The sequence below is a fragment of the Roseovarius halophilus (ex Wu et al. 2025) genome (assembly GCF_047086965.1).
Window position 1 is genome coordinate 1 of sequence record NZ_JBKOTX010000172.1, and the last position, 11,459, is coordinate 11,459.

At 68.5% G+C, this 11,459-nt stretch carries 5 protein-coding genes and 1 pseudogene; 1 reads left to right on the forward strand and 5 read right to left on the reverse strand.

The window, feature by feature from the left end; all coding sequences use genetic code 11:
- The 4 genes from ACH107_RS24890 to ACH107_RS24905 all read right to left on the reverse strand — a co-directional run.
- The coding region (locus ACH107_RS24890; RefSeq protein ID WP_412508245.1) for a formyltransferase family protein at window positions 1-1,020 on the reverse strand (1,020 nt) is incomplete at its 3' end.
- Window positions 1,017-2,030, reverse strand: coding sequence for a glycosyltransferase family 2 protein (locus tag ACH107_RS24895; RefSeq protein ID WP_412508247.1), 1,014 nt, complete (start codon window positions 2,028-2,030; stop codon window positions 1,017-1,019). The genes ACH107_RS24890 and ACH107_RS24895, both read right to left, overlap by 4 nt.
- A 3-nt stretch (window positions 2,031-2,033) precedes the next feature.
- On the reverse strand, window positions 2,034-8,540 hold the full coding sequence (locus ACH107_RS24900; protein ID WP_412508248.1) for a type I polyketide synthase: 6,507 nt from the start codon (window positions 8,538-8,540) through the stop codon (window positions 2,034-2,036).
- A gap of 238 nt (window positions 8,541-8,778) precedes the next feature.
- Window positions 8,779-10,248 (reverse strand): hypothetical protein, encoded by a 1,470-nt coding sequence (locus tag ACH107_RS24905; RefSeq protein WP_412508249.1) that lies wholly within the window; start codon window positions 10,246-10,248, stop codon window positions 8,779-8,781.
- Between the two features lie 231 nt (window positions 10,249-10,479).
- On the opposite strand from ACH107_RS24905, the gene ACH107_RS24910 reads away from it, so the two are divergent.
- On the forward strand, window positions 10,480-11,232 hold the full coding sequence (locus ACH107_RS24910; RefSeq protein WP_412508251.1) for a WecB/TagA/CpsF family glycosyltransferase: 753 nt from the start codon (window positions 10,480-10,482) through the stop codon (window positions 11,230-11,232).
- A 5-nt stretch (window positions 11,233-11,237) separates the two neighbouring features.
- Here the strand turns inward: ACH107_RS24910 and ACH107_RS24915 are convergent.
- A pseudogene (locus ACH107_RS24915) lies at window positions 11,238-11,459 on the reverse strand (glycosyltransferase family 2 protein); the annotation flags it as partial.

Consider the following 11,459-nt stretch of genomic DNA (forward strand, 5'->3'; position numbering starts at 1 on the left):
GGCCGATACCAGCGGCAGGTCGGCGGGCCGGCCCGACACCAGCACCCCGCGCCAACGCGCATCGGCGCGCGCGCTTTTCTCGGCGATGGCGGCGAACGCCACCTTGTCCCGATCCGTCAGCGGCGGCAGGCACGCCCCCGGCTCGATCGCCGCGGCCAGTTCCATGCGCACACCCGACAGCGTCGCCGCCTCGGTGATCGCAAGAACGCCCGCCCCGGTCGCGATCCGCACCTTGTCGGCCGCAACGTCCAGAACCGTTCCGGGCGCCGCGGCGGTCACCGTGTCCTCCGCCTCGGCCCCGCGGATGATCCAGATCGCCTCACCCACCTGCAGCTTGGCGCAGGTCAGCGGGTTGCGATAGCCGCCGAAATCCAGCGCTCGCACCAGCCGCTCCAGCTCCACCGCCGGCCTGGCGACATCCAGCAGCGCCCCGGCCTCGGGCCGGGCGTCGCGACGGAAATACTGCCGCTGCGACAGATCCTGCGGGTACCGGGCCAGATCGCCCGACGACAATTGCGCCAGCACGGAGGGGAAGCTTTCCATCGCGGCGCCGTAGCACTTGGAATTCAGCGAAAAGGCGGTCTCGTCCGGCGCGGTGTCGAACAGACGTTGCTCCAGGATATCGCCCTCGTCCACGCCACCCTCGATCAGGTGCCAGGTAACGCCATGCTGCGCCTCCCCGTTCAGGATGGCCCAGACCGGCGTGTTCAGCCCGGCATAGCGGGGCAGCGGCCCGTCATGAAAATTGACAGCCCCGGCAGCCGGCAGCGCCAGCACGTCGCCGGAAATCACTTTCAGGTTCGCGATGCTGATCAACCAGTCAAAGGATCCGGGCGCGACCGCACCAACCAGATCCGCAGGCTCGGACAGAACCGTGATCGCCTGCGCCGCGGCCCATGCCCTGATATCGGCGTCATCCGTGACGACGGCCCTGATCTGGTGCCCCTCGCGCAGCAGGTGTTCGGCGCAGCCGACAAGCAGCGACTCACTCCCGATCAGAACGCTTGAAATCGGTGTCATTTGCCGTCCTCCGTCATCGGATGTGGTCCCTTCAGCGCACGTCGCCCCACGCCACCAGTGAACGGCGTTTTGAGCGAATGCATGATGAGATCACGAAGAAAGTGCGGCGGATCGACCCTCGGTTTGCCCGAAACGGCACGCCGCACGCCCCACAGGCACGCCCCCGCCACACGGGCGCCCGTGGCCAGCGCGGCATACAAGCGGCCGTGGACCTTGGCGAAGTAGTAAAGGCGTGAATCGAACCAGTAATCCGGCGTGCGCGCCCATGTCTTCAGCCCGGTCGACGCCGACCCGACATGCGTCACCTCGCTCGCGGGTACGTAACACGTGGCCCAGCCAGCGCGCGCCGCCCGGCGGCACAGCTCCGTTTCCTCGTAATAAAGAAAGAAGTTTTCGTCGAAGGCCCCGATTTCATCCAGCATCCGGCCACGCAGCATCATCGACGCCCCCGCCACCCAGTCTACCCGGGTGGTCTCGGTCGGGATCGGCATCCGCACGACCGACCGCCGCAACAGGCGCGAGACGGGGCCGAACCGAACCGCGCTCTCGAATTCGCTGGCAATCGACGGGAAACGGAAAACCGTGCAATGCGGGGCACCGTCGGTACCCTTGATATAGCTGCCCGAAATGCCCGTGCCGGGGTCATTCCGCATCACCTCAAGCAGTTTGCCAACGGCGCCCGGATCAGGCCATGCATCGGAATTCAGCAGGTAGACGAAATCAGGATCGCCCCCGTCGCTCATTCGCAGCCGCATCCCGTGATTGTTTCCCGCGCCGAACCCCCGGTTCTCGGGGGCGCGCACGATGCGCAGGCGACCGCCCTGCACCCACCCGGCGTCCTGCGCACCACGCAGGATCGCCTCGTGCGACCCGTCGGGGGAGGCGTTGTCGACCACGATAACCTCGCCGTCCAGCGCCGTCATCTCGCGCAGCGCGGCCTCCGTCGCCTTCAGGGTCAGCACCGGTGTCTTGTAGTTCAGGATGATTGTCAGGATCCGCGGGCGCGTCATGGCCTACTCCGCCGCCGTGGCCGATGACCACGCGCGCGGTCTGGACCCGTCCAGCGCCGCCGCGATCTCCTCGGCCATATGCGCGGCCAGAACCGTCACGTTGGGGTTCAGCACCATGCTGTCGTGATCGCCGGGCACCTCGATGACCCGCAGGCCGGGGGCCCAGCCCGTCCATTGGTTGTCCGCAAAGACGTATTCCCGTTCACGGCTGATCCAGCGCCCCCCGGACGCCCGCCAGTAGCGGTCCAGCGGCGGCCGGAACAGCAGGGCCGGGCCGTTCCACGGTTTCACGTCATAGGCGGCGACGGCCTGCCGGAACGCCAGTTCGATACGGCGGTTGTTGAACCCGCCACCGGCGTCACCGGCCCCCGCACCGCGCCGCTTGGCCACTTCCCAGTTCATCCGGTTGACGGCCCATTCGCGCAGGTACGCAGGCCCTTTGCGCCGGAATTCCTGCATCTTGATCAACGCCTTGTCACGTCGCGTCAGGGCCGAGCGCACCGGCAGGGGCGTGTCCAGCAGCGCCAGCATGGCCACCGCGTCGCCCGCGGTGTCCAGCTGCTGCGCGATCTCGTAGGCCGTGATACCGCCCCCCGAGAAACCGCCCAGCAGATAGGGCCCCTGGGGCTGGACCTGCCGGATCTCGGCGATGTAATCGGCCGCGGCGGCCACGATGTCGGTATGCGGCTCGGCATCGCCGACAAGGCCCCGCGCCTGCAGCCCGTAGACCGGCTGATCGGCCCCGAGCTGTTGCGACAGGTGCCGCAGGTTCAGCACGTTCCCGAACATGCCCGCCACGATGAACAGCGGCGGTTTCGTCGCGTTCTCCACCTTGTTGAGCGCGACAAGGTGCGTGAACCCCGTCGGTGCCGCGGGAGGGGCCGTCGCCTCCGGATCGTCCGGCGCCACGTCGGCGGCGCGCCCGCCGGACCGTGCCTCGATCAGCGTAGCGCAATCCGCGATCGTGGGCGCCTCGAACAGCACCGAGATCGGGAACTCCACGTCGAATTCGCGCTTGATGGTCGCGAACAGGCGCACGGCGATCAGCGAATGCCCACCCAGATCGAAGAAACTGTCCGCCACGCCGATCGGGCTGACGCCCAGCAGCTTTTCCCAGATCCCGGCCAGCGCCTCTTCCGTGGCCGTGCGCGGGGCGAGGTACTCCCCCTCCAGATCGGGCCGCTCGAAGCTCCGGGTTTCGGCATCGCCAGCCTGCACGCCGACCCCGGCCTGCGCCACCAACCCGTCAAGATCGAGCGAGGACACGATGACCTCGGACCGCCCGGTGGCCAGCGCGCGGCGCAGCGCCTCGGCCCCTTCTTCGGGGCGGATACCCTCCGCTATGTTGTGCCGCAGGCGCTCCTCCTCGGGGGACAGGGGCACGTCAGGCCCCCCCGCCGCGTCGTCGAACATGACCTCGGCCGGCGCGACCGGGGCTGGTTTGCCGAACCCGTCGCGCTGTTCCAGCCGCCGCATCCTGAACCCGGTGATGTCCAGACAGACCTCGCCGTCGGCATCACACAGCGTGACGTCAAAACATGCCTCGTCCCCGCCGGCCGAATCCGCGGCCAGCCGCACCCAGCTCTGCACCTCGGCGGGCAGCGGGCGCCAGACGCGGATCTCGGCATAGGCCAGCGGCACCCACAGGGTATCGTCGCGATAGCCCGGGATCAGGTCCATCGCCCATCCCGTCGCGATATCAAGCAGCCCCGGATGCGCGAGGTAACCGTCGGCGATATCACCCCGGCACGCCGCGGGAAGCGCCAGCCATGCCAGCCCTTCGCGGTCTCCAAGCGCCCTGTCCCGCAGGACGCGCCAGCGCGCGCCGAAATCCAGATGCGCCTCTTGCGGCGACGCCAGTGTCTGGTCGCCCCGCGCGGTTTCCCGCGTGGGGCAGCGGCCGGCAATGGCCGCGGTATCGAGCCGGTCCGGCGCCCCGGTCGCCATCGGCTCGACCGTGGCCTGCGCGTGGCAGACGGTCCCGTCCCGACCTCCGACACGGCAGGCCGACCGGATTTCAAGCGCCACGGCGCTGCCCTCGGGCATGCAATGCGCCTCGATCCGTCGCGCCTCGCCATCGGCCACGTCCAGCGGCCGCAGGAAGGTCAGACCCCGGATCGCGTAAGGCGCGGACAGGCCCCGCGCCGCCATCGCCTCGGCGGCCAACTCGACAAAGCCGGTGCCGGGCAGCAGGGCATCACCCGCCGCCGTCCGGTGCCCGTCGACAACCCAGTGGCGCGCCGTGCCAATCGCAGCGTCCAGAACCTGGCGGCCGCCTTTCTCGCGCAGCGTTTCCCAGATCGGTTGCCGCACCGGCAGCGCGGCGGTTTCGGCGCCCGTCCGGGCGGCCATGGCATCGGCGGCCATGCCGACCTCGGCCCAGACACCCCAGTTGACCGCGACAACCCGCGTCCTTGCGCCCGACCGGGACCGGGCGAAGGCGTTGAAATAGGTATTGGCAGCAGCGTAATCGACCTGCCCCGCCGGCGTCGTGACCGTGCTTGTCGACGCGAAAAGCACCATCAGGTCCAGCGTCCCGTCGGGGAAAAGCTCGTCCAGCACCCGCAACCCGGTCATCTTGGGCGCCAGCACCCGCGCCGCGTCGGCCTCGCTCTTGGCCAGAAGCGGGCCGTCGTCGATCGCGCCGGCGGCGTGGATCACCCCTGAAACAGGCCCGAACGCAGCTTCGACATCGGCCTTGGCCCGCGCCATTTCCTCGCGGTTGCAGATATCGGCGGCCACGGTCATCACCCGGCCGCCACCGGCCTCTTCCAGTTCACGCACCTGCCGGATGCGCCGCGCCGTGCCGTCCATCGCCGGGGCCGACGCCAGATGATCGTCCCACGCGTCACGCGGCGGCAATTCGTGGCGCGACAGCAACGCGACGCGTGCATCAAGACGCGTAATCAGATCGCGCGCCACCGTCAGGCCAATGCCCCCGAACCCGCCGGTCACGAGATAGGTGCCGCCGCGCCTGAACGCGGCCTCCTCCCCGACCTCGGGCAGCGGCACGGGGCGGTGCGTCTTCTCGTAACGGGTCCCGCCGCGGAGGGCGGCCGCGCCGTTGCCCGGCTCGGCGGCCAAGTCCTCGATCACCCGGGCCACCAGCGGCGACAGGTCCAGCCGCGGCGCCTCGCGCTTGCCGAAGAAACCGGCGGTTCCCCCGTGGCCGGGCGCGGGCAGTTCGACATCCAGCGTCGCGCAGGTAACGCCGGGCAGTTCTCGCGGGATAACCCCGGCCGGGCCGGCGATCACGGATTTCTCGGGATGCGGCAGCGCCTCGTCGGTCACCTGTTCGGCCCCGTTGGTGACGACCGTCACATGCACCGGCCCGGGCATGTCGGCGTTGCCCATCGCCTGCGCCACGTGCATCAGGCTGTAGAAGCCATGCTCCATGTTGCGGTCGAAGAAGCTGCTGCCGGGCCTGTGGCCTTCCCGTCCGGTCACCAGCCAGAAATGCGCGATCCGGTCCGGCAACGCGCCCGCCTCGGCCAGCATCTCGAACAGGTGGTCGTAGGACGCGCGGCCAAGCTCGGGCGCCAGGCTGTACCGACCCGGCCCCTGCCTTTCGGTCGTGTCTCCCGACACGACGCGCACAACGCGGTGGCCTGCGTGTTCCAGACGGTCGGCCACGCTGTCGCCAAGCCCCGTTTCATCGACGAAAACCAGCCACGCGGTTTCGGGCAGGTCGGCGATGGTCTGCCCGGCATCCAGCACCGTCGCGGGATAGCGGGGCACCCATGCCGCGCGATAGCCCCACTCGGCCATGTCCGGCTTGCGCAGCAGCGTCGTGTCGGCCCCCTCGGCCACGGCCTTGCCCGGCTCGATGAAATAGCGCTTGCGCTGAAAGGCATAGGTCGGCAGCGGCACGCGGTTGCGTCGTGCCTCGCCCCAGATCTGGGACCAGTCCGCCTCGACGCCGCAGGCCCAAAGCCGGCCGATCACGCCCAGGAAATAGGCATCGTCGGCGATGTCCTGATCCGGGTGGCGCAGGCTGCTGATCACCTGCCCGGGCGTCACGCCGGGGCTCATCTGCGCCAGCGCGCTCAGCGCCTTGCCGGGCCCGACCTCCAGGTAGACCCGCCCGGGCGTTTCCGCCAGCGCGTCGATGCAGGCACCGAACGCTACGCGATGGCGCAGTTGCCGGGTCCAGTACTCGGGGTCCATCGCCTGCGCCGCGGTCAGGATGTCGCCGGTGCGGTTCGACATCACGGGCAGTTGCGGCGCGTTCAGGTCAAGCCGCGCAAGGAACGCGCGGAACTCGTCGAGGATCGGGTCCAGCATCCGCGAATGGGCCGCGATGTCGATGGCGACCCGCTGGTAATCCACGTCCAGCCCGTCGAGAACGGCCGCGAACGCGTCCAGCTTGTCCTGCGGGCCGGAAACCGCGCTCAGCTCGGGGGCGTTCACGCTGGCGATGTCCAGATCATCGCCCACGAGCGCCTCAAGGCGCGACACCGGCAGTGACACGCTCAGCATCCCGCCCGCGGGCACGCTATCGAACAGGCGGCCGCGCAACAGCACGAGGTCGATGCAATCCTCGAACCGCATCACCCCGGCAAGGCAGGCCGCGACGTTCTCGCCCATGCTGTGCCCGACCAGCGCGGCGGGCTTCACGCCCCATGACATCCACAGCTGCGCCAGCGCGTATTCCACGATCATGATGAGCGGCAGTTGCACCGACGGCGTCTTGAGCCGTTCGGCCGCCGCCTCGTCCCCCGGCTCCGGCAGCCAGAGCGCGCGAACGTCGTAATCCACCTGTGCCTGCAGATGCGCGATCCCCCGGTCCATCCACTCGGCGAATACCGGCTCGGTCTCGTACAGGTCACGCGCCATCTGCGGGTATTGCGCGCCCCCGCCGGGAAACATGAACACGACCTCCGGATCGTCGCCCAGAACGTCGTGTGTGAATACCCGGCGCGTATCGCCCGCTTCCAGCAAGGCGGCCGCGTCCTCGTGGGTTTCCGCCACTACGACGCGGCGCTTGGCAAAACCCTGCCGCCCGTTCCGAAGGGTATGGGCGATGTCGGCCAGCGGCTGTTCGGGATGGGCGCGCAAATGCGCGACCAGCGCCGCCGTGTTCGCCGCCAGCGCGGCCTTGCCGCGCCCCGACAGGCAAAGCACGTGAAACGGCCAGTCGCTTTCCTCCGACGGGGCCGCCCCGGGCGCCTCTTCCAGCACCGCGTGGGCGTTCGTACCCCCGACACCAAGGGAATTGACCCCCGCGCGCCGCGGACGGCCGGCATCCGGCCAGTCCCGCAAACGGTCGCTCACGCGGAACGGGCTCGTCTCGAAATCTATCGCCGGGTTCGGCGCCTCGTAGCCCAGGCTGGGCGGCATCTGCCGGTGCTTCAGCGCCAGCGTCGCCTTGACCAGGCTCGCCACCCCCGCCGCCGTGTCCAGATGGCCGATATTGGTCTTGACCGACCCGATGCGGCAATGCCCCACGGCCGTGTCCGTGCGGCGGAACGCTTCGGTCAGGGCCGACACCTCGATCGGGTCGCCCAGGTAGGTGCCGGTGCCGTGGCATTCCACGTAATCGATGCTGTCGGCGCTGACCCCGGCCGCGTCGATGGCCCGCGCCACGGCAGCCGCCTGCCCGTCCACGCTTGGCGCCAGGTAGCTGGCCTTGTCGGCCCCGTCATTGTTGACGGCGCTGCCCCGGATCACCGCCCAGATGTGATCGCCATCGGCCAGCGCGTCGGACAGACGCCGCAGCACGACGCATCCCGCGCCGCTGCCAAAGACCGTCCCCTGTGCGCGATGGTCGAACGCGTGGCACTGCCCGTCGGGCGACAGGATCTCGTTTTCCTTGAACAGGTACCCCCGCCCCTGCGGCAGCTCGATGGTCACGCCGCCCGCCAGCGCCATGCCGCAATCGCCCTGCCGCAGCGCGTTGCACGCATAGTGAACCGCCACCAGCGAGGTGGAGCACGCCGTTTGCACGTTTATGCTCGGCCCCTTCAGGTCAAGGATGTGGCTGACGCGCGTGGCCAGGAAATCCTTGTCGTTCCCCGTGTGCCGCAGCAGGAACATGCCCACGTCATCCACGAGGTCGGGATTCGAACACAGGTTGAAATAGAAATAGCTGCCCATGCCACAGCCGGCAAAGACCCCGATATTGCCACCGCAATCCCCCGGGGTGTGCCCCGCGTTCTCCAGCGATGTCCACGCGGCCTCCAGGAACTTGCGATGCTGCGGATCAAGGATCGCGGCTTCTTTCGCGCTGAACCCGAAGAACTCGGCATCGAACTTGTCAAACCCCTCCATCCGGGCGGTGGCGGCGACGTAATCCTTGTGCCGGATGCGCGACAGGGGCTCCCCGGTCGCCAGCAACGCGGCCTCGTCAACCGGCGTGATGGAGGACACGCCGTCCCGCAGATTCTGCCAGAAGGTCTCGACAGCCCCGGCACCCGGGACATCAACAGCCATGCCGACAATCGCGACCGGCTCGGCAGCGCCCGCGCGTCCGCCGCGTGTATCTTTCAACTCGTTATGTGCATTCGACATGGTCATACCCGCAAATGCCCCCTTGGCAATCTATACCGACTCCACCGGTTTCCCCCCAAAGGCCATCGGGCGGACACGCGCGGAGGGCGCGCCTAGAATTCTGTTTAATATACATTTTTCGCGTTTCACCCTATGGTTGCAAGTTGCCGCGCCGCCGACAAACACGCCGCTGGCGGGGGTATTGTCCCCCGCTGCGGCACAATTGCCGCGACACTGCAAAAGTTGTTCAGAATCACCGTCATAATATCGTGCGCCTCCCGCGGTCGCGGTCCTCCTGCCCGATCACCACGCGTTGCCCACCTTCAACGGCGCCGGCGCCACGCATCTTGAGCCTTTCGAGTTCCAGCCTTTCGCAATATCCAAGGACGGCGCCGGCGATCATCCACGTGAACGGCACCAGCGTGTCATTCAGCAGCATGTCGACCATGGTGATCGCGAGGATGAGCACCAGCGTCACCGCCAGCGGCGACAGCGCAACGTCCGCGGCGGCGCGCGACGCCCGCCACATCAGTACCACGGGCATGGCAAGCAGGCCCATCTCGCTCAGGTAGCCAACCCAACCGTAGGTGCCGAACGTGATGATCCAGCGCCCGTCCGGCACGGTGATCAGGTCGCCGGTCACATCGTCACGCACGAGGTTTCGGCCCCAGCCGCCCCAGCCGAACAGCCATTTCTCGCGCGCCCGCTCCAGCAACATCTCCTCGTTCTGGAAGCGGAAACCCAACGATTGCGCGCGGTCAGGGCTGATCGCCTCGGCCTGCGCGAGGATGAGGTCCAGCGGCACGAGGCCGAGATTGCGCAGCACCGGATACGTCACCGCCAGCGCCGCGAAACCCAGCGCGACCAGCACCTGCAACCGAAGCCCGCCCAGAAGGATGATGGGCAGCAGCGCTACCGCGTAAAGCTGGGACGCCAGGCTCTTGCAGAGGTACAGAACGACGCCGAGGTACACCGTCGCGATGATGAACCGCCCCCGCGTCTCGGGGGGCGCATGCCGCGCCAGCCCGGCCGCCGCCAGCAGGCTGCACAGCATGAACAGCGCCAGCCACAGCGCGTGCGGCAGGAACACGATGGGCCGGAACCCGTCCCCGCGCATCATCTGGGCAAAGCTGTGCTGGAAGAACCCGTAGACCCAGATGTTTAGCTGCGGGCTCAGGCGCACCTCGGCCAGCGCCAGCACCGAATAGGCCAGCGCGGCGATCACCAGCGCCACCAGCAGGTCGCGCATCCCCTGTTCGCTGGCCAGTAACTGGCGCCCCATGAGGAAGGGCAGCAGCATGATCATCTGTTTCACGAAAACCGACAGCAGGTCGCGGATTTTCAACCCCGGTATGACGGTGGTTTCCGCATCGGCCCCCGTCATGCCCGCCGCCGCGCCGAACACCATCGGGTCGCCGTTGGTCAGAACGGTCGGCACCGCGTTCAGCACCAGCGCCAGCACCAGCAGCTTGCCCAGACGGTTTTCCGGCAACAGCGATACGCGCCGGCCCAGCACGAATACGATGATGAGGAACGCGCTGAAACTGGGGATGGAAAACTTGTCGAGGGCAGGCAGCAGGGGCAGATCGAACTCGACCAGCGGCGGCAACAGCAGGTACCCGCCGAGAATGCTCCAGATCAGCGCCAGTTCTATCCGCAGGCGATTGAACAGCACCGCGCAAACGACGGGCCAGATCAACAGCGCCAGATTCCCGACCATGCTCGACATGCGTTACCCGTACCACCCGCGATAAGATCCTGCCCGGTCGCCAGTTCCGCGCGACCGGCCGATTGTCCGCAGTCCACGCGCTTGCCGCCGCGCATGATCACCTAGCGCGGAATTTGGTGGTTTTCATGGCAAGGAAACAACGACAGCAAGGCAGAATCGCGGTATGTCTGGCCCGGGCGATCAAGCCTGAGTATCACCGCCCTGCAGGGGGCTGGCCGACCGGAGACGACAGTGCGCTTCACGTTCCACGACACGCCGATAACGGTCAACATGCCACGACACGCCGCCCTCGAAACCGAGGTCGCCCGGCGGTTCCGGCACGGCGACGGGTTCGCGCTGGCGACGGTCAACCTCGATCATCTCGTGAAAATGACCGAGTCGCCGGCCTTCACCCGCGTCTATGCCGCGCAGGATCTGGTGGTGGCCGACGGCTGGCCGGTCGTGGCGCTGTCGCACCTCGCGCGCCAGCCGGTCGAGCTGATGCCGGGCTCCGACCTCGTTTTGCCGCTGTGCCGTTTGGCCGCCGATGCGGGGGCGGGCGTCGCCCTTGTCGGCAGTACCGGGGCCACGCTTGATAACGCCGCGACAGCGCTGCGGGACAAGGTGCCCGGGCTGGAAATCGTCCTGACCCTGTCGCCGCCCATGGGGTTCGATCCCGAAAGCGCCGAGGCCGACGCGATCTTCGCCCGGCTGAACGACAGCGGCGCGCGGCTCTGCCTGCTCGCGCTCGGTGCGCCCAAGCAGGAAACGATGGCGGCAAGGGGCCGGCACGCCGCGCCCGGCATCGGCTTCGCCTCCATCGGGGCCGGTCTGGATTTCCTCGGCGGCCAGCAGAAACGCGCGCCCCGCTTGATGCGGCGCGCGGGTCTCGAATGGCTGTGGCGCGCGCTGTCAAGCCCGCGCCGCCTCGGGCCACGCTACGCGCGCTGCATCGCCATCCTGCCCGGCCGCGTGGCCGACGCCCTTCGGCAGCGTCGGGGCTGACGGCGCTACTTGTACTCGATGAGCCCGCTGCGTGCCTTGCCCCGCAACCGGCCAAGGTAGTAGCCCAGCGCGCCCTGCGCCTCGGCGACCTTGCCCAGCACCGTGAAGAAAGCGCGCTCCCACGAGGCCCGGCTGCCGGCGCCGTCGCGCAGCGCCAGCCGCACGACCTGCGCCGGGTAGATGCACACCAAGGCCGCCGCGGCCACCGGCGCGACCCACAGCGCCAC

Bases quoted from the DNA above. Each gene is read 5' to 3' on its own strand.
- ACH107_RS24905 (WP_412508249.1), bottom strand. From the start codon at position 10,248: ATGTCGAGCATGGTCGGGAATCTGGCGCTGTTGATCTGGCCCGTCGTT.
- ACH107_RS24895 (WP_412508247.1), bottom strand. From the start codon at position 2,030: ATGACGCGCCCGCGGATCCTGACAATCATCCTGAACTACAAGACACCG.
- ACH107_RS24900 (WP_412508248.1), bottom strand. From the start codon at position 8,540: ATGTCGAATGCACATAACGAGTTGAAAGATACACGCGGCGGACGCGCG.